Source organism: Stenotrophomonas sp. YJH_SMC_25 (assembly GCF_059369595.1).
Map to the genome: position 1 here is coordinate 98,491 of NZ_JCAFSV010000006.1, position 18,328 is coordinate 116,818.

The 18,328-nt window shown below is 67.0% G+C and carries 19 protein-coding genes; 10 read left to right on the forward strand and 9 right to left on the reverse strand.

Annotated features, from left to right (window positions below):
- Nucleotides 1-5: 5 nt before the first annotated feature.
- From AC5P7E_RS10105 to AC5P7E_RS10120, 4 genes are read right to left on the reverse strand one after another with little or no spacing between them, the layout of a single operon-like run.
- Nucleotides 6-869: a sugar phosphate isomerase/epimerase family protein gene (locus tag AC5P7E_RS10105; RefSeq protein ID WP_114618528.1), complete on the reverse strand. Its 864-nt coding sequence runs from the start codon at nucleotides 867-869 to the stop codon at nucleotides 6-8.
- 19 nt (nucleotides 870-888) lie between these two features.
- Entirely contained in the window at nucleotides 889-2,013 is a 1,125-nt protein-coding gene (locus AC5P7E_RS10110; protein WP_114618529.1) for a Gfo/Idh/MocA family protein, read from the reverse strand.
- Nucleotides 2,014-2,025: 12 nt separating this feature from the next.
- Entirely contained in the window at nucleotides 2,026-3,243 is a 1,218-nt protein-coding gene (locus AC5P7E_RS10115) for a nucleoside permease (RefSeq protein WP_495222840.1), read from the reverse strand.
- 27 nt (nucleotides 3,244-3,270) lie between these two features.
- On the reverse strand, nucleotides 3,271-4,323 hold the full coding sequence (locus AC5P7E_RS10120) for a sugar phosphate isomerase/epimerase family protein (protein ID WP_111193223.1): 1,053 nt from the start codon (nucleotides 4,321-4,323) through the stop codon (nucleotides 3,271-3,273).
- A 95-nt stretch (nucleotides 4,324-4,418) separates the two neighbouring features.
- Between AC5P7E_RS10120 and AC5P7E_RS10125 the strand changes: the two genes are divergently transcribed.
- The 4 genes from AC5P7E_RS10125 (at nucleotide 4,419) to AC5P7E_RS10140 (ending at nucleotide 9,665) form a co-directional block, all read left to right on the forward strand.
- Entirely contained in the window at nucleotides 4,419-5,426 is a 1,008-nt protein-coding gene (locus AC5P7E_RS10125) for a LacI family DNA-binding transcriptional regulator (RefSeq protein WP_005412565.1), read from the forward strand.
- Between the two features lie 148 nt (nucleotides 5,427-5,574).
- Nucleotides 5,575-6,627, forward strand: coding sequence for a sensor domain-containing diguanylate cyclase (locus tag AC5P7E_RS10130; protein WP_005412567.1), 1,053 nt, complete (start codon nucleotides 5,575-5,577; stop codon nucleotides 6,625-6,627).
- Nucleotides 6,628-6,734: 107 nt separating this feature from the next.
- Nucleotides 6,735-7,760, forward strand: coding sequence for an AI-2E family transporter (locus AC5P7E_RS10135; protein WP_032966486.1), 1,026 nt, complete (start codon nucleotides 6,735-6,737; stop codon nucleotides 7,758-7,760).
- A 162-nt stretch (nucleotides 7,761-7,922) separates the two neighbouring features.
- The gene (locus tag AC5P7E_RS10140; protein ID WP_114618531.1) at nucleotides 7,923-9,665 is read left to right on the forward strand and encodes a GGDEF domain-containing protein; all 1,743 of its coding nucleotides are present in this window, start codon (nucleotides 7,923-7,925) and stop codon (nucleotides 9,663-9,665) included.
- A 9-nt stretch (nucleotides 9,666-9,674) separates the two neighbouring features.
- On the opposite strand, the gene AC5P7E_RS10145 is transcribed toward AC5P7E_RS10140, so the two are convergent.
- A complete protein-coding gene (locus AC5P7E_RS10145) occupies nucleotides 9,675-10,181 on the reverse strand; it encodes a PaaI family thioesterase (RefSeq protein WP_114618532.1) in 507 nt (168 codons plus the stop codon).
- A gap of 35 nt (nucleotides 10,182-10,216) precedes the next feature.
- Complete coding sequence (locus tag AC5P7E_RS10150; protein ID WP_005412572.1) at nucleotides 10,217-10,651, reverse strand: hypothetical protein; 435 nt, start codon at nucleotides 10,649-10,651, stop codon at nucleotides 10,217-10,219.
- Nucleotides 10,652-10,935: 284 nt separating this feature from the next.
- Here AC5P7E_RS10150 and AC5P7E_RS10155 point away from each other — a divergent pair, with 284 nt between their 5' ends.
- Nucleotides 10,936-11,367, forward strand: a complete 432-nt coding sequence (locus AC5P7E_RS10155) for a pyridoxamine 5'-phosphate oxidase family protein (RefSeq protein WP_005412573.1) — start codon at nucleotides 10,936-10,938, stop codon at nucleotides 11,365-11,367.
- A gap of 38 nt (nucleotides 11,368-11,405) precedes the next feature.
- Here AC5P7E_RS10155 and AC5P7E_RS10160 read toward each other — a convergent pair whose 3' ends face one another.
- Both AC5P7E_RS10160 and AC5P7E_RS10165 read right to left on the reverse strand, forming a co-directional pair.
- On the reverse strand, nucleotides 11,406-12,815 hold the full coding sequence (locus tag AC5P7E_RS10160) for a DUF2867 domain-containing protein (protein WP_114618533.1): 1,410 nt from the start codon (nucleotides 12,813-12,815) through the stop codon (nucleotides 11,406-11,408).
- 24 nt (nucleotides 12,816-12,839) lie between these two features.
- A complete protein-coding gene (locus AC5P7E_RS10165; protein ID WP_114618534.1) occupies nucleotides 12,840-13,151 on the reverse strand; it encodes a metalloregulator ArsR/SmtB family transcription factor in 312 nt (103 codons plus the stop codon).
- A gap of 129 nt (nucleotides 13,152-13,280) precedes the next feature.
- Between AC5P7E_RS10165 and AC5P7E_RS10170 the strand changes: the two genes are divergently transcribed.
- The 5 genes from AC5P7E_RS10170 (at nucleotide 13,281) to AC5P7E_RS10190 (ending at nucleotide 17,592) form a co-directional block, all read left to right on the forward strand.
- On the forward strand, nucleotides 13,281-13,862 hold the full coding sequence (locus tag AC5P7E_RS10170; RefSeq protein ID WP_005412577.1) for an NMCC_0638 family (lipo)protein: 582 nt from the start codon (nucleotides 13,281-13,283) through the stop codon (nucleotides 13,860-13,862).
- A gap of 185 nt (nucleotides 13,863-14,047) precedes the next feature.
- Entirely contained in the window at nucleotides 14,048-14,515 is a 468-nt protein-coding gene (locus AC5P7E_RS10175) for a DUF2975 domain-containing protein (protein ID WP_005412578.1), read from the forward strand.
- Entirely contained in the window at nucleotides 14,515-14,739 is a 225-nt protein-coding gene (locus tag AC5P7E_RS10180; protein ID WP_005408494.1) for a helix-turn-helix domain-containing protein, read from the forward strand. The genes AC5P7E_RS10175 and AC5P7E_RS10180 overlap by 1 nt, the downstream gene beginning before the upstream one ends.
- Before the next feature lie 43 nt (nucleotides 14,740-14,782).
- Nucleotides 14,783-16,321, forward strand: a complete 1,539-nt coding sequence (locus AC5P7E_RS10185) for a TerC family protein (protein WP_024956986.1) — start codon at nucleotides 14,783-14,785, stop codon at nucleotides 16,319-16,321.
- Between the two features lie 134 nt (nucleotides 16,322-16,455).
- Nucleotides 16,456-17,592, forward strand: coding sequence for a metallophosphoesterase (locus AC5P7E_RS10190; RefSeq protein ID WP_114618535.1), 1,137 nt, complete (start codon nucleotides 16,456-16,458; stop codon nucleotides 17,590-17,592).
- Nucleotides 17,593-17,648: 56 nt separating this feature from the next.
- On the opposite strand, the gene AC5P7E_RS10195 is transcribed toward AC5P7E_RS10190, so the two are convergent.
- Complete coding sequence (locus AC5P7E_RS10195) at nucleotides 17,649-18,287, reverse strand: ferric reductase-like transmembrane domain-containing protein (protein ID WP_114618536.1); 639 nt, start codon at nucleotides 18,285-18,287, stop codon at nucleotides 17,649-17,651.
- Between the last annotated feature and the right edge of the window lie 41 nt (nucleotides 18,288-18,328).

Here is an 18,328-nt window from a genome sequence, read left to right on the forward strand (position 1 = left end):
ATGCGTCAGCGCCGTGCACGGGTGGGCACGTTGGCGGGCAGGTGTTCACGCAGGTAGTCCGCGCCGGTCTGGATGACCTTGGCCGGGTCGCGTGGCTGGTCGTGTTCGACGATGTACCACTGCACCTTGGCCGCCGCAGCGGCGGGCAGGATCGCGTTCCAGTCCAGCACGCCCTGGCCCACCGCGGCGAATCCGCCTTCATCCTGGGCCTGGCCCTTCGGCGCATTGTCCTTGGCGTGCACCGCAAACACGCGGCCACGGAATTTTCCCAGCATCACCGCCGGGTCCAGGCCCGCGCGTGCAACCCAGGCCAGGTCCAGCTCGGTCTGCAGGTCGGGCCCGGCCGCTGCGAACAGCAGCTCCAGCCCGGTCTGACCGTCGAAGTCGGCCAGCTCGAAATCGTGGTTGTGATAGGCCAGGCGCATGCCCTTGCCGCGCACCTGCTTGGCGATGCGGCCCAGCTCCTTGCCCAATGCGGTCCAACCCGCGGCATCGGTTGGGCGGTCCTTCTGGTCCAGGTAAGGCACCACCAGCGTGCTGTTGCCGATCGATCGGTTGAACGTCACCACACCATCCAGGTTGCCCAGCAGCTCGGCCAGTGGCACGTGCGACGAAACCGCCTTGATCGAATACCGGTCCAGCAGCTGCTTGAGTTCGGTGGCGCTGGTGTTCTGCGTACCGACCGTTTCCACCGCACGGACGCCCGCGTCGTGGACAATCTTCAACTGCTGATCGAGCGAGCCTGCATTGCGCAGGGTGTACATCTGCACCGCGATCGGCTTCTGCGTGGTGGCGGCTTCGCTTGCGAAGGCGGGCAGGGCAGCGAGCAGCAGGATGAGACTTGCACTTCTACGGAAAAGAGCTTTCATCAACAGATCCTCCCGGAATTCAACCGATGGTGGTCCAGGCACGTGACCTGGCTGATGCAATGACGCGATCGACGATCCGTGCCGAGCGCAGGCCGTCTTCGAAGGTGGGCAGGCCCTGCGGCCGCTCGCCTTCAATGGCGCGATAGGTGTCGGCGACAAACGCCTCGAAACACTGGGCGTAGCCCTGTGCATGCCCGGCCGGCAGCACGGAAAGGCGGCGTTGTTCGACGCTGCCGGCACCGGGGCCGCGCATGAAGGTTTCCTCGCGCTGATCGGGCAGGCCGATCCAGAGTCGTTCGGCATCCTCCTGGTTGAAGGCCACGCTGGCCTTGGCGCCATCGATCTCGAACCAGAGGCGGTTGTGGCGTCCGGCCGAGACCTGGCTGACCGTCAATGACGCCAGCGTGCCGGCGCCGGTCCTGAACATCGCTGCGGCCACGTCTTCGCTGGTGACAGCCTGCATCGCGCTGGCGGCCGTTGGCGTGCTGAAGCTCTGCCCGCTGACGGCGCCACGCTCGGCGATCACCGTGGAGAACGCCGCGTTCACTTCGGCGAAGCCCTCGCCACTGACCCATTCGACCAGGTCGCACCAGTGCGAACCGATGTCGGCGAACACGCGCGACGTGCCTCCCAGCGCGGGGTCCACGCGCCAGTTGTTGCTGGCCGGGTCCAGCAGCCAGTCCTGCAGGTAGCTGCCGTGGATCAGGTGCAACGGCCCCAGATCGCCCTGGGCGATGCGTGCGCGTGCCTCGCGCACCACTGGGTGGTAGCGGTAGACGAAGGGCACCGTGGCAACCAATCCGGTCGATGCGGCCAGCGCCGCCAACGCCTGTGCATCATCCAGCGTCGTCGCCAGCGGTTTCTCGCAGATCACGTGCTTGCCGGCTTCCAGCGCAGCCTGCGCCATGGCGCGGTGCAGATGGTTGGGCGTGCACACGTGCACGACCTGTACCTGCGGATCGGCGATCACCTCCTCGATATCGCGGTAGGCGCGTGGGACATTCCAGGACTGCGCGGCCTCATGCGCGCGCTGCGGTGACGAGGCGGCTACGCCGCGCACGTCGGCACCGGCCAGCAGTGCCGCACGACGATGCACTGCACCGATCATGCCGGCGCCGACGATGGCGATTCCAAGCTTGGGCATCGACGGGGATCCTCAGGGTGTGGAGGGCGCGGCCGTGACCGCCGGCCGGTCGCGGAACAGCAGCAGGAAGGCGATCAACACCACCAGTGCAACGCCGGCCGGGAACAGCCAGATCTGCTGCCAGTCGGGGCCGGCCTCGGTGGTGAAGTGCTCCACCACCGCGCCGGACAGGAAGGTGCCGATCAGCATTCCGACGCCGTAGGTAGCCAGGGTGATGAAGCCCTGCGCGCTGCTGCGCGCGGCGGGGCCGGCATGCGCATCGGTGTAGATCTGGCCGGTGACGAAGAAGAAGTCGTAGCAGATGCCATGCAGCACGATGCCGATCACCAGCAGCGAGAAGCCGCTGCCCGCATCGCCGAAGGCGAACATGGCGTAGCGCACCACCCAGACGGCCATGCCGACCGCCAGCATGGTCTTCACTCCCAGCCGCACGAACAGGAACGGCATGGCCAGCATGAGCAGCACTTCGGAGACCTGGCCCAGCGACTGCAGGCCTGCTGCGCCGCGCACGCCCAGGTCGTTGAGATACGGATTGGTGAAGTTGTAGTAGAACGACAGCGGGATGCAGATGGCGATGGACGCCAGGAAAAACACCAGATAGGCACGCGATTTCAGCAGACGCAACGAATCCAGCCCCAGGATCTGCCCCAGCCCGGCATCGCGCTGCTGTGCCAGTGGCGGCGTGTGCGGCAGGGTGAATGCATACAGGCCCAGCACCAGCGATGCCAGCGCGGCCATGCGGAAGGTGAGTTCAAGCCGATGGGCCTGTTCCCAGCCCAGCCAGCCGATCAGCACACCGGCGACGATCCAGCCGATGCTACCGGCCACGCGTACCAGCGGGAACTGTTTCTCGGGCGACTGCATGTGCCGCATCGCCACGCTGTTGGCCAGTGCCAATGTCGGCATGAACAGCAGCATGTAGCCCATCACGCAGGCGGAGAACATGCTGAAGCTGGATGCCGTGGACGCCAGCCACATCAGCACCGCGCCCGCCAGGTGCAGCACCGCAAGGATGCGCTGCGCCGCGAAGTAGCGGTCTGCGATCAGGCCGACCAGGAACGGCGCCACGATGGCGCCGATGGACTGGCTGAGGAAGGCAGTGGCCACCTGGCTGGCGCTGGCCTGCAGCGGGCCCTGCACCAGGTAGGTTCCGAGGGTGACGAACCACGCCCCCCAGATGAAGAACTGCAGAAACATCATCGCGCCCAGGCGCGACATGGCGTGCGTCATGGCTTGCCCTCCCGGGGCGGTCTTGGCTCAGATTCCCAGCATGCGGTGCAGTGATGCGGCGTCCGTGCCACTGTCGGCAAAGTCGTCGAAGGCGTGTTCGGTCACGCGGATGATGTGGTCGCGGATGAAGGCGGCACCCTCGCGTGCGCCGTCCTCGGGGTGCTTCAGGCAGCATTCCCATTCCAGTACCGCCCAGCCGGGGAAGTCGTACTGGGCGAACTTCGAGAAGATCGCCTTGAAGTCGATCTGGCCATCACCGAGCGAACGGAAGCGGCCCGGACGCTCGATCCAGTCCTGGTAGCCGCCATACACGCCGCTGCTTGCGCTGGGGCGATACTCCGCGTCCTTGACGTGGAAGATGCCGATGCGCGCGTGGTAGCGGTCGATGAAACCCAGGTAGTCCATCTGCTGCAGCAGCAGGTGGCTGGGGTCGTACAGGATCTTGGCGCGGGGGTGATGATCCACCACATCGAGGAAGCGTTCGAAGGTCGCGCCATCGTGCAGGTCCTCGCCCGGGTGGATCTCGAAGCAGAGATCCACGCCGCAGGCATCGAAGGCATCGAGGATCGGGCGCCAGCGGCGGCCGAGTTCGGCGAAGGCTTCTTCCACCAGTCCCGGTGGGCGCTGCGGCCAGGGATAGAAATAGGGCCAGGCCAATGCGCCGGAGAACGTGGCATGCGCGGTCAGCCCCAGCCGCTGGCTGGCTTTGGCGGCCAACAGAAGCTGCTCCACCGCCCAGGCCTGGCGGGCCGCAGGATCGCCACGTTTGTCCGCGGGTGCGAATCCGTCGAACAAGCTGTCGTAGGCCGGATGGACCGCGACCAGCTGCCCCTGCAGATGGGTGGACAGCTCGGTGATCTGCACGCCATGACCGGCCAGCATGCCGGCGAGGTCGTCGCAGTACGCCTGGCTGCGCGCGGCCTCGGCCAGATCGAACAGGTGGGGCGCCGTGGTGGGGACTTGTACGCCAGAATAGCCCAGACCCGCGGCCCATCCGGCCAGCGTGTCCAGCCGATCAAAAGGAGCCGCGTCGCCGATGAACTGCGCCAGGAACAGCGCTGGACCCTTGAGCGTCTTCAACGTGATTCGCCCTCGATGCAATCGATTGCATTATCCTAGCAGGGGCTTACGCAGGACCTGTTGTGCAGTGCACAGCGGGCGGGAGAACTAACGCCATGGCCACCATCTACGACATCGCAAAGCACGTCGGCGTCTCCGCCGGCACCGTGTCGCGTGCACTTTCGCGGCCGGACAAAGTGCTGCCGGCCACGCGCACGCGCATCGAGCAGGCCGCCGCGGCGTTGGGCTACGTGCCCAACACGGTCGCCCGCACGCTCAAGACCCAGCGCAGCGGCAAGATCCTGGTCACGGTGCCGGATATCGCCAACCCGTTCTTCGCGCAGATCCTGCAGGGCGCGGAAGACGCTGCGCAGGCTGTCGGCTATGCGGTACTGCTGGGCGATACGCAGGACCAACCCGACCGCGAGGAGCGCTACGCGCAGATGCTCCGGCGCAACGAGGCCGACGGCATGATCGTGCTTGGCCATCGCCTGCCACCGACGGCGCGCGAGATTGTCCAGCAGAGGGGGGCTGCCGCGCCGGTGGTCAACGGCTGCGAGTTCGATCCCGCGCTGGGCCTGCCCAGTGTGCACATCGACAATGCCGCCGCCGCACGCGCCGTCATGGAGCACTTGTACGCACTGGGCCATGAACGGATCGCCGTGGTCGGTGGGCCGCCGGACAATCCCCTGCACCAGCAGCGCCTGGAAGGGGTGCGGGCGGCCGGCAAGGCGCGCGGCCGCCTGCGCCAGCTGAGCATCGTGCCCGGGGATTTTTCAGTGGAATCCGGCCATGCAGCTGCCATGGCGCTGCTGGACGGCACGTCCGCACCAACGGCGATCTTCTGCTTCAGCGACCAGATGGCGCTGGGCACCCTGGCGGCCTGCCGGGAGCTGGGCATCCGCGTGCCGGAAGACCTGTCCATCGTCGGCTTTGATGATCTGGCGTCTTCCCGCTACCTCACGCCGCCATTGACGACCATCCGGCAGCCGATGCGGGAAATCGGCGCGCGCGCGGTCAACCTGCTGCTCGCCATCATCGAACAGGTGGATGTTCCGCTTCAACAGACGCTGGATTTCAGCCTGATGGTGCGGGGATCGACGGCTGCGTCCCGACGCAGGTGACCACGGGGTGGGGCCGCGGGAGCGTGGCAGCCGGCCCGCGCGATATCGTGCAACCTTGATCCCGAATTGACGCAAAGCTGTCAGACTCATCGCAGGCAGCCCGGCAAGGGCCGTAGCAGCAGGTGCGATCGCGCAAGGGGGGGCGGCAATGCCATTCTTCACCGATTCGGCGGAAGGCGCGGTCGAAGGCATTGGCGCGGCACGTCGCATCGGCTGGATGCGTTTCGTCGGCAATGGACTGGGAGCGATCCCCATTGCCTCGATCATGCTTGAACGCCAGGATGGCGGGCTGGCGTGGGTCCTGCTGCTGCTCAACGCGCTGGCGTGGCCGGCACTGGCATTGCTGCTGACCCAGCGCTCCCGCCAGCCGGCGGTCGTCCAGTTCCGTTGCATGGTGGCCGACTCCTTCTTCGGCGGTGGCTGGATCGCCTTCATGGCGTTGAGCGCGGTGCCCAGCGCACTGTTCGCCGCGCTGCTGGTGGCCGACAAGATCGCCGCCGGTGGCGTGCGCCTGGCGATGCGCGCCACGCTGGCCCTGCTGCTGGGCTTCGCACTCACCTGGTGGTTGCTCGGCTTCCCTTACCAGCCGGTCACCTCGCAGCGCACGATCGTGCTGAGTGTCCCGTTCCTGTTCGTGTATGGCATCGGCCTCAGCATTCTCAGCTGGCAGCTGGCGCGCCGGGTCAAATCGCAGAACCGTCAGCTGCAGCGGCTCAGCCGGATGGACCCGCTGGTCGAGCTGGCCAACCGTGGCTTCCTGATCCTGCGTGCGCAGCAGGCGCTGGACAAGGCACAAGGGCAGGGCAGCTTTGCCTGCCTGCTGATGCTCGATGTGGATGATTTCAAGCGCATCAATGACTCGCATGGCCACCGCGCCGGTGATGAGGTGCTGCGGCATATCGCGGCGACATTGCGCACCTTTGCCCGGCCCGGTGATACGCCCGCGCGGCTGGGGGGCGATGAATTCGTGGTGCTGCTGCGCGACTGCGCGCCCGTCGATGCGATGCGCTTGGCCGAGCGGGTGCGCCTGCACCTGCTGGAGGCCGCGCGGCAGGCCACGCCGGGCGTGGAGTTCAGCGTGAGTATCGGCATTGCCGCGACGCCGCGTGGCGGTAGTGTCGAGGACTGGTTGGCACTGGCCGACCGCGCGCTCTACCACGCCAAGCGGCAGGGCAAGAACACAGCCAGCTACGGTGAGTGAGTGCGGCACGGCTGCCGCCGAACGAGGCCGAAACGCCCGTTCATCCTGCACGCGGAATCGGCACGCCAATCCTCTACCATGGGCCACCCCGCCCGGACGCGCCGCCCATGCAAGACGCCCTCGTTGCCCAGCCCAAGCCCCCCGTTGCGAGGATCGCGGCCTGGCTGATGATGCTGTTGGGCATGTGGCTGGCGCTGAAGCTCGGGCTGGTGGTGACGCTGCTGTCGGGCCTGCTGGTGTTCCAGCTGACCCATGTGCTGGCGTCCACCGTGGAAGGCAGGCTGCCGCCGGGACGGGCGCGGGCGATCGCGGTGATCGTGCTGTCGGCGATCATCATCAGCGCGCTGGTGCTGGCCGGGATCGGTGTGGCGTCGTTCTTCCGCAACGAGACCGGTGGGCCGGACGCGCTGCTGGCACGGCTGATGGATATCCTCAATTCGTCGCGCCACCAGGTACCGGCGCTGCTGCAGCCGTATATCCCCGAGGACATGCCGGCGCTGCGTGCGGCGCTGAATGACTGGGCCGCCGAGCACCAGCGCCAGCTGGGCGTGGCCGGTACCTCGGTGGTGCAGGTGGGTGTACGCGTACTGATCGGCATGGTGCTGGGCGCGATGATCGCGCTGTATGACGAACTGCCGCTGCCGACGATGGGGCCGCTGGCGCAGGAGCTGATCGGGCGCACCAGCCGCCTGGCCACCGCGTTCCGCCAGGTGGTGTTCGCGCAGGTGAAGATCTCCCTGCTCAACACCCTTTTCACCGCCATCTTCCTGCTGGGCGTGCTGCCGTTGTTCGGCGTGCACCTGCCCCTTTCCAAGACGCTGGTGCTGATCACCTTCATCGCCGGCCTGCTGCCGGTGGTGGGCAACATCATCTCCAACACGATCATCAGCATCGTCGCGTTGTCGGTCTCGTTCTATGTGGCCGTGGCCGCGCTGTTGTACCTGATCGTGATCCACAAGCTGGAGTACTTCCTCAATGCGCGCATCGTCGGTGGCGAGATCCAGGCGCGTGCCTGGGAGCTGCTGCTGGCCATGCTGGTGATGGAGGCGGCCTTCGGCCTGCCGGGCCTGGTCGCCGCGCCGGTGTTCTATGCCTACGTGAAGCGCGAACTGGTCGACCAGCGCTGGATCTGACGCGGCTGGGCATGACGTATTTGTCCCGGTTCGAATGTCCGCGCGGCCTTGTCGGTGCGTTCGCGGTCGGCAGGGTTTACCCACCGCCACGGTTGGCCCGCGAGTGGCTTGGCGCCTGTGTAGCCGGCCGTTACAGTGTTCGGCACTACAGGGGAAATGTGCATGGCCCGCAAGGCGTCGCCCATCGGATTGCGGACCTGGGTCTGGATCCTGGCTGGGCTGTTCGTAGTCTGTACGCTGCCGCTGATGGCCATCGCACTGGTGCAGGGCACGCTGCGCTTCACGGCCGCCGAGGACAACCTGGCCAGCCTGCGCCAGCTGCGGCAGACCTTCGACCTGGCCAACCTGGTGTCGGCCGAACGCGGCCCCGCCAACAGCCTGCTGGGGGCCGACCCGGCCGATGCGGCCGAGCAGGCACCGCTGGCCGCGCAGCTGGCGGCCGCGCGCAAGCGGGTCGACGCTGCCCTGCTGCAGCTGGACACCGTGTTCAAGGCTGATCCGGGAGTGGTCGACGAGCATGGGCTGCTGGCCGACGCGCAACGTCGCCTGCAATCGGCGCGGGCTGCGGTTGACCGGGTCGTGGCGCAACCCCATGACGCACGCCGCGTGGAGGAGGTGGAGCGTGCGATCAGTGGCATGTTCGCCGTGGTCGATCGCCTGCACCTGCTGACCTCGGCACAGATCAACGTGCTGGTCAGCGCCGACCGTGAAGCAGCGATTCCGGCGATGCAGGGCCAGGTGCTGATCGATCTTCGCGAGCATGGTGGCCGCCTGGCCTCGAATGTGATGGCGCCGGTGGCGGTGCCAGGGGCATGGCGGGAGGAACAGGTACGCGCTGCACTGCAGACCGAGGGTCGCCTGTTGGAGCTGTGGCGGTTGGCGGGCAGCCACGAGTCGGTGTTCCGCACTGACCCGGAATTGTCATGGCACTGGGACATGGCGCGTCGGCAGTTCTTCGGCGAATCGCTGCCGATGATCGAGCAGTTGATCGAAGATGGCCGCCGAGGCCTGCCGCCGCCATGGACCGCCGCCGAATTCACCACGCGCTACGTGCCGACCCTGCAGTCGCTTGAGGCGCTGCGTGATGGCTACCTGAGCGTGTCCATCGCCCGCTTTGAACGCACCCGCAATCGCGAGGCCATGCGCCTGGCCGTGCTGGTGGCGACCGCGCTGGGCACACTGGTGGTGCTGGGCGTGGCATTGCGCATTGCCCACCGGCAGATCCTGCAGCCGTTGCTGCAGGCGCAGGCGCAGGTGATCCAGCTTGCCTCGGATGCACCCGGTCCGGAGCAGCATATCACCCACCCGCTGGCCGAGATGCAGCGCTTGTTCGACGCCATCGAAGTACTGCGTGAGAAATCGCGCGAGCGCTCGGCACTGACCAGCGAGCTGCGCCAGCTCGCTGGCACCGACGAGCTGACCGGATTGTTGAACCGGCGCGCGCTGGATGAGGTGGTGCAGCAGAGACACGCGGGGGGCGATGCAAGCGCCGTGGTGATCCTGCTGGACGTGGATCGCTTCAAGGCGATCAACGATGGCCATGGCCATGATGCCGGCGACGAAGTGCTGGTGCGGGTGGCGCAGTTGTTGCGGCATCAGCTGCGCCGCAGCGACAGCATCGCCCGTTATGGCGGCGAGGAATTCCTGGTGCTGCTGGCCGACGGTGATCTGGCCGGTGGCCGCCAGCTGGCCGAGTCATTGCGATTGGCCCTGCAGCAGATGGACATCGCGCTGGCCGGCGGCACCGTGCTGCGGGTGACCGCCAGTTTCGGCGTGGCCGAGGGCGGCACCGACGCGCTGGGCTGGCGCACCCTGCTACGAGCCGCCGATGCGGCCATGTATCGGGCCAAGGCGCAGGGGCGTGATCGGGTACGGGTGGCGGGTGGCGGTCGCATCACGCGTTGAGGGCATGCGTCAGCCGATGCGTGCATGCACCCGCCGCAGCGTCCGCGCGATCATCCGGCGCGCGATCGGACGTGGTACCGATAAGCCACGCCAGCGCAGCGCACCCACCCGGAAGGTGGCGGTGGCGGTGGCCAGTACGTTGCCTGCCGGGTCAGTCAGCCAGCCACGCGTGAAGGCGATGCTCCCCTTGCTGTGCTCGACTTCGCCCCAACCGATGATGCGCCCTGGTCGTGCCGGACTGACGAAACTGGTCTTGGATTCCACCGTGACCGCGATGCGGTTGGCGGGCAGTGTGGCGTAGATCGCCGGCCCCATGCAGTCATCCAGCATCGCCGACAGGAAGCCTCCCTGCACGTTGCCCATCGGGTTGGTCAGCATCGGCCCGGCGTCGAACTCGACATGGATGCGGCGCAGTGCGTCGTCGTATTCGACGAATCGCCAGCCGAGCAGGGTGCCCGCCTGGGAGGGCGGCAGATCACCGCTGACCACGCTGTAGAAGATCGATTCGGGATTCATGGGAGCCTCGATGGAGGGATAGGAGGGAGCACGCATCAGGACAGTGCCAACAGGGCCAGCACGAATCCGATGACCGACAGCAGCACCACCGCGGCGCCGGCGGGCACCGGTGTACTCGCACCGGTGCGTCGCCGCACGCCGGAAGCGACCAGTACCGGCGGCACGGTGGCGACCAGGCAGAACAGCTGGAAGGCCAGCAGTTGCGGCAGCGCGAAGTGTCCGCCGAAGAAGATCAGCCAGGCCAGCATCACGCCGGCGCCGGCCAGTGCGATCCAACCGGCGCCGACCACGCGGATGAGTGCCATCAGCAGCAACTGCATGCGCGGTTCGACCTCCTTCCATGGCAGGCCCACGGCCTGGCCGTGGTAGGGCATGAAGTCGGAGCGTTTCAGGTAGGCCGCAGCAAACAGCGAGACAATGAAGAACGCCAACAGGTAGCAGCCGAACGCGAGCCAGGCGAACAGGTCCATGTGGGGGCCATGCGGTTGCGGAGGGGAGCCTCGGTGATGCCGGCGGCCATGCCGGATGCATCGCGAGGTTGCGCGATTCTCGGGCAATGCCCTGTTAGAGGCGTGTCGCGGCGTGGAGGACCGTTCCTCCATCCGCCTTTAACGCGGGTGTGGTGGTGAGGAATGCGTCACACACGTGCCATGCGCCCTATCGCGTTTTCTGTGAAGAGGTCGCAACTGCCCATCCACGCTTCGGTCACCGCCCTGCGCAGACGCTGGGATTCCATCCGACGAGGGACGACGACATGACCCAGCTCACCCTGCCTGAACTGTCCAGGAAAATGGCCGGCATCGATTTCACGATGCTGCAGACCCACGCCGGCGGAGAGATTGCCGGTCGTCCGATGAGCAACAACGGCGACGTGGACTATGACGGTGACAGCTGGTTTTTCACCACCGAAGACACCGACATGGTGCGCGAGATTGAAGCTGACCCCGCCGTCGCGTTGGGTTTTTCCGGCAGCAAGTCGCTGCTGGGCAAGCCACCGTTGTTCGTGCACGTGCAGGGAAGGGCAGCGCTGGTGCGCGACCGGGCCACGATGAGCCAGCACTGGGTGAAGGACCTGGAGCGATGGTTCGAACAGGGCGTGGATACACCGGGACTGGTGCTGATTCACGTGCGCGCCAGCCGCATCCACTACTGGGATGGCGAGGACGAGGGCGAAATCGTTATCTGAGCGGAACCGTGCAGGGCCCGGCGCATCGTGTTCCAGGGTCAGCAGTTCGCAGGGTGTGCTGCCGGATCCCCAACATTGGCCAGCTCCGGTGCCAAGGCGTGTTCCACCGCACGCCGCAGCAGTGCCGGCGCGACATAGTGCCGGTGCCCGGCGTCGATCAGTGCCATGTACATGCCGCCGAACGCATTGAAGGTCTGCACGCGGAAGGTCTGCACGCGAGAGCCCAGGCTGATCTCGACATGTCCATCGCTACGCCGCTGCACGCGCACGCTGCTGCGGAAACGCAGGTGCCGATCGTCGGCGCCGAGCAGGACTTCGGCGTCGTTGTCCTGCGTATCGATGTGCGAATCCAGCACCGGAAATCGACCAGCGAACAACCGGCTGTGATCGGTCGACAGCAGTGACGACACCGGGCATCCCAGCGGCGACGTGCGCAACCGCAACGGCGCCACCAGTCGGTTTCGCAGCGCCATCAGATGGCCTACGCCACTGGGCGGATTGCGCAGGAAGCCGTCCAGTACATCGGCCAGCAGTGCCGACGCGGAGCGGTGGACCACCTGCGAGGGTTCCAGGCACAGGGTGGTCAGGTCCTGGTAGTGGCTGTGCGGCAGCGCTGTGGGCAGCAGGCCTTCGGTGGCGGCGGGCCGCGAACGGATGGGATAGGCCGGTGTGGCACGTTCGACGAACCCGTGCAGCGGCCGCATGGGGATGCGGCGCAGCGGGCCGAGCAGGGCACGGGTACGCGCGCAGAGGTGTGCGCACAGGCTGGGAGGCGCCGCCTGCAGCGACAGTTGCAACAGCGGTGCCGCCGCAAGCGAAGTGCCCGAAGGCCAGTGCGATTCCGGAAGCACCTCGGTCAGGCTGGGGATATCGGCGGCATTGCGTTGCACCTGTGCACGCGCCTGCTCGCTCATCGCGCCGGCCAGTTCATTGCTGTGGCAGGACAACGCGAACAGCGCGGGATGTGCAGGATGGTTCGACGCGAACTGGTGCCAGGTGCCGCCGCCGAAGCGCACGGTAAACAGGCAGTCCGGTGGGATGCGGATGCGCCGAAGCGTGCGCGCGAAGGCACCGGGATCTGCTGCCAGCTGCGTGTCGGAGGCGGTGGCGAAACGCAGCTCGGCTCCCGCGCTGCCGGCGATGGCGGTGAACATGCGCGGGCCTGCATGGCGATGAAACGGGTGGCCACCGGCACCGACGGTGAAGCTGTACAGCGAGGAGGCATCCCCGTTCTGCAGGTGCATTCCACCCAGTCGCGCCGAAGGTTCATCCAACGCATCGATGAACGCCGGGTGGTGGCGCTGACGCTGGCCGGCGTCACTCACCAGCGCGTCACCGGCACCGATGCCGAGCTGCGCGATCAGGGTGACTTCGGTCGGACTGCCGCCGTCCTGTGCCGGAAGCTGCACTGCTGGAAACGAACGGCGATCGCGGGTCGAACCAGGCATCGTCATGCTCCTTGGCGGGGCGGATCAGCGGGCGGGGGCCTTGCGACGGGCGCGGGCTTCACGCTTGAGCGGGCCGCCGACCGGGCAGACTTCGGCCGCCCACGAGAACAACGTGTTGGCCAAACGGTCGGGTACCTGCCTGAAGTACACGAACTGGCCGCGTTTCTCGCGTTCGATCAGTCCGGCTTCCTTTAGGATGCGCAGGTGGCTGGACAACGCCGGCTTGCTGAAGTCGAAGCGCTCGGCCAGCTCGCCCGCGCTGAGTTCGCCGGCACTGAGATAGGCCAGGATCTGCCGGCGGGCGGTGGAGGCAAGGGCTTCGAAGATGCGGTCCATGGCGAGCTAATTAACTAATTCGTTAACTGATACTCCTCCCGCCGGTGGCGGCTGTCAAGCCATGACCCATTGCGCGGCACGCCCGGGCTTTGCCATCCTCCCTGCTGTTTTCCGTAGCGTGGAATCCCGATGCGTCCTGCGTTCTGGCTGGCTTTGGCCCTGCTGCCCACCCTGGCGGCGGCGCAACCCGCGCGCACGCCCAAGGCCAAGGCTCCGGCGCAGGATCCCTTCAGCGAGTTGTTCGATACCGCCTGCATGCAGCACATCGGGGCCCCGGCGCGGTTGCAGTCGCTGATGGAATCGAATGGGCTGTCGCCGCTGCAGCCCGCCGAAGCCGCCACGCTGTTGCAGGGGCAATCGGGTGTGGCCTGGATGGTGCCCCTGGCCAGTGGCCGTTATGCGGTGAGCTGGGCTGACGATGGCACGTGCACGGTCTACGCCGAGAAGGCCGACGCGGCGGTCGTGCAGAAGGGATTCGCCCGGTTGGTGCAGGCCGCGCCGATGCCGTTGCAGGTGCGCTCGCTGCCGGGACGTGGGCCGCTGTCGGCCGATCAGGTGGCCATCCAGTACGGCTGGGCCACCCCGGGGCAGGGCAAGCTGCAGGTGCGCTTCCGCCTGGTCACGCGGCAGGCCGCCGATGCCGGCGTGCAGGCGATGGCCTCTGCGACGCCGGGTGAGGCAATGCTGGAGCGGGGCGCGCCCGGGCCCTGACAGGAGCCACGCCTGCGGTTCAGCCTTTCACGCAGCGTGTGATATATCGTTTATCGATAAATCCATCCCGGGGGCGGCGCGTCCACCCCAACACCGGAGGCCGCTTGACCGCTCGTCCCGCCCGCGCCAGACCCGCGCGAGGCCTGTTTGCCCTGGCCCAGGCCGCCGTACAGGCCGTCCGGGCGATGTGCTGGCTGGGCATCCTGGCCGCACTGCTGGCGGTGCCGCTGGTCGCCCACGACCGCCGCTGGCTGCTCGACAGCGTGCATGACGCCGAGGCCGCTGCCGCGCACGGCAATGATCTGTTCCTGCACTTCTGCCTGGGCCTGGGCGCGATCATCGCGCTGCTGGTGCTGTGCCTGCTGTTCCTGCGCCATCTGCTGAGGCTGCTGAAGTCGGCGGCGCGCGAGCGGCCGTTCACCCACGCCAATGCACGGCGCCTGCAGCGCATGGCCTGGCTGATGCTGGCAATGGAACTGCTGTCGATCCTGATCGGTGCCTATTCGGCCTGGATGGGCCCGGATTTCACCTGGATGGAGGTCGGCGGTGGCATGTCGATCACTGGCCTGGTGGCCGTGCTGATGCTGTTCGTGTTGGCGCGCGTCTTCGCCGTGGGCGCAGCGATGCGCGACGACCTCGACGGTGTCATCTGATGGCGATCGTCATCACCCTGGACCGCATGCTGCAGGAACGCGGCATGACCCTGTCCGAGCTGGCCGGGCGCATCGACATCACCCTGGCCAATCTGTCGATCCTGAAGACCGGCAAGGCGCGCGCCATCCGCTTTTCCACCCTTGATGCGATCTGCCGCGAGCTGCAGTGCACGCCCGGCGACCTGCTCGGGCACGACCCGGCGCAGGCACAGGACGCTGACTGAGCGGTCGCTCTTTTCCCTTACCTACTGACGAAACGGACCTGAAATGGAATGGTTGGCTGACCCCTCGATCTGGATGGGCCTTGCAACCCTGGTCGTGCTGGAGATCGTTCTCGGCATCGACAACCTGGTGTTCATCGCGATCCTTGCCGACAAGCTACCGCCGCACCAGCGTGACCGCGCGCGGGTGATCGGCCTGGCGCTGGCCTTGCTGATGCGGCTGGTGCTGCTGGCGGCGTTGGCGTGGATCATGAAACTGACCGAGCCGCTGCTGACGCTGTTCGACCACAGCTTCTCCGGGCGTGACCTGATCCTGTTGGGCGGTGGCCTGTTCCTGCTGTTCAAGGGCACCATGGAGCTGCACGAACGGCTGGAAGGCCGCGAACACCACGAGGATGGCAAGAAGGTCTACGCCAGCTTCGCAATGGTGGTGGCACAGATCGTGGTGCTCGACGCGGTGTTCTCGCTGGACTCGGTGATCACCGCGGTGGGCATGGTCGACAACCTGGGCGTGATGTATGCCGCCGTGACCATCGCGATGGCGCTGATGCTGTTGGCCAGCAAGCCCCTGACGCGCTTCGTCAACAAGCATCCCACGGTGGTGGTGCTGTGCCTGGGCTTCCTGCTGATGATCGGTTTCAGCCTGGTGGCCGAGGGCCTGGGCTACAAGATTCCGAAGGGGTACCTGTACGCGGCGATTGCCTTCTCGATCCTGGTCGAGGCGTTCAACCAGTGGGTGCGTTTCAACCGTGAGCGCAACGAGCGCCGCCAGCCGTTCCGCCAGCGCACCGCCGACGCCGTGCTGCGCATGCTGGGCGCGCGCCCGGCCAATGGCCACGACGACGAAAGCGCGGACGAACACGTCGATGCCGAAGAGCGCCTGCAGCCGGCGGAGCACGAGATGATCCGCAGCGTGCTGGGGCTGGCCGATCGCCCGGTGTCGAGCGTGATGACGGTGCGTGCCGACGTGCAGTGGATCGACCTGGCCCGTGGGCAGGAGGATGTGGTGGCACGCCTGGTGGCGTCGCCGCACACCCGCCTGCTGGTGGGTGATGGCGACCTGGACAGCCTGCGTGGCGTGGTGCAGAGCCGCGACCTGCTGGCCGACCTGCTGCAGGGCAGGCCGCTGCAGCTGGAAGGCAACCTGCGCGAGCCGCAGTACGTGCTGTCCAGTGCCAGCGCGCTGCAGGCGCTGGAACTGATCCGCCAGCACCCGGTGCCGTTGGCGGTGGCGGTGGACGAGTACGGCAGCGTGGAAGGCCTGGTGACCGCCAACGACCTGCTGGCGGCCATTGCCGGTGACCTGGTCGATACCCAGGACGAGCGCTATGGCGTGGTCGCGCAGGGCGAGGACCAATGGGAGGCCGACGGTGCCCTCACCCTGGACGACCTGCAGCGGCTGGCCGGCGTATCGCTGCCGCGCAGTGCCGACTACATGACCATCTCCGGCCTGGTGCTGGAGCGTCTGGGGCGCCTGCCGGACATCGGTGACGCGGTGGAGATTGCGGATGTTCGCATCACCGTACTGGCGATGGAGAAGCGTCGCATCGCCCGCCTGCGGGTGGAGCGCTTGGGGCATCCGTAGCGTCGAGCCATGCGCGATCGGGGTTCTGTAGCGTCGAGGCATGCTCGACGGCTTCCTGGGCAGCCGAGCATGGGCCCGGCTCTACACAACACGACCCGTAGCCGTCACCATGGCGGGCCCGCTTTCTGTCATGGATGGTTGCAGTGCTGAGTACGATCGGTTTGTTGATGGGCCTGTATGTGGCCTGGCGCCTGTTCTGGCCACTGCGCATGCCCATCTGGATGAAGGTCGTGCTGTCGTTGCTGCTGGTGGGCGTTGCCGTGCAGCTGCGCATCGTCGCCATGTTCTGGGGCACGATGGCCTCGCCGGAGATCCCGAAGCTGACCATCGCCGTTCTGGCCACCGGCTCCACGGCGGTACTGCTGCTGGCCTTGATGATGCTGCTACTGGATGCCGGCCTGCTGCTTTCGCGCCTGCTGCGTTGGCCGCGCATCGTATCGGTCCTGCGCGCCTTGAAGCTGCGGCCGTTGGCCGGCCTGCTGGCGCTGCTTGTGAGTGGCTATGGCATCAGCCAGGGCATGGCCGTGCCCCAGCCTCGGCAGATCGAGGTGGCGATCAAGGATCTGCCCGCTGCGTTCGACGGCTATCGCGTGCTGCAGCTGACCGACATCCATGCCAGCCGCCTGCTGGCCGGCGACTGGGTGCGCAGGGTTGTGGACGAGAGCAACGCACTGACACCGGACCTGATCGTGATCACTGGCGATCTGATCGACGGCAGTGTCGAGGCCCGCCGTGACGACGCGCGCCCGCTCGCGGACCTGCGGGCGCCGGACGGCGTCGTCGCCATCACCGGCAACCACGAGTACTACGCGCAGTACCAGGCGTGGATGCAGGCGTTCCGCGCGCTGCACATGCAGGTGCTGGAGAACAGCCACCTGCAGGTGCGGCGCGGCGATGCTGCGCTGACCATCGCCGGCGTCACCGATCCGGTGGCGGCACGCTATGGCCTGCCGCTGCCGGATCTGGAGACCGCGCTGGCCGGTGCCGATCCCTCTGCACCGGTGATCCTGCTCGATCACCGCCCGCGCAATGCGCGCGAGGCGGCCGCGCGCGGCGTGAAGCTGCAATTGTCCGGGCATACCCACGGCGGGCAGATCTTTGGTATGGACCAGCTGGTGAAACGAGCCAACGGTGGATATGTCTCCGGCCGCTACGACGTGGACGGGATGACACTGTACGTGAGCAACGGTGCCGGTCTATGGGCAGGTTTCCCGGCGCGCATCGGCGTGCCGTCGGAGATCACCCTGATCACGCTGCGCCGCGCGCCTTGACCTGAAGTGGGGGGCAGATCCCATTCCCGCAGGTAAAGGCATCTGGCCCCAGCCCCTCAGGCCGCCCGCAGCGGCGGCCGCACATGCGCACTTCGGCGCAGCGCTTGCGCCCGCTTGGCAATCCAGCGCACCACGAAGGCGGTGAACAGCAGCGCCGACGGCACCGCATACCAGAAGTTGCCCGGAACGCGCTTGAAGTACGAGTAGGTAAACACCGCCGCGATGATCCACATGCCGGTGACGTGCAGGCGACGCCAGGCTGTGGGTCCCATGCGCCGGGCGAGCCCCCGGTGCGAGGTGATGGCCAGCGCCAGGATGGCAATGTAGCCCACCGTGCCCGGGAGGTTGGCCAGCGCGGATCGTGCTGGCCAGAACGCCGGGTTGAGGATGCCGAAACTGGTGATCGCGACTGCATGCAACAGGTGCGAGAACGCGAAGGACAGGCCGATGATGCGCCGTTCGCGCAGCAGGAAGCGGGTGAACGGGCCGGGCAGAAGGCTAGCGAACGACGATGCCGTGAACGCTGCCAGGAACAGCAGGAACGATGTGCGGGCAGTGACCCGGATCGCGGCTCGGCTGCCTTCGGCTGCATCGGGATACAGGGCGAAGGCCGCCAGCGCGAAGGCGATCAGGACCACCGCTACGGCCACGAACAGGCGCCAGCCGTGCAGGAAGGACGTGTTGGAAGGAGCCATGATGAGACCTCGAAGTAGGGGGACGGTAGTGCCGGCCGCTG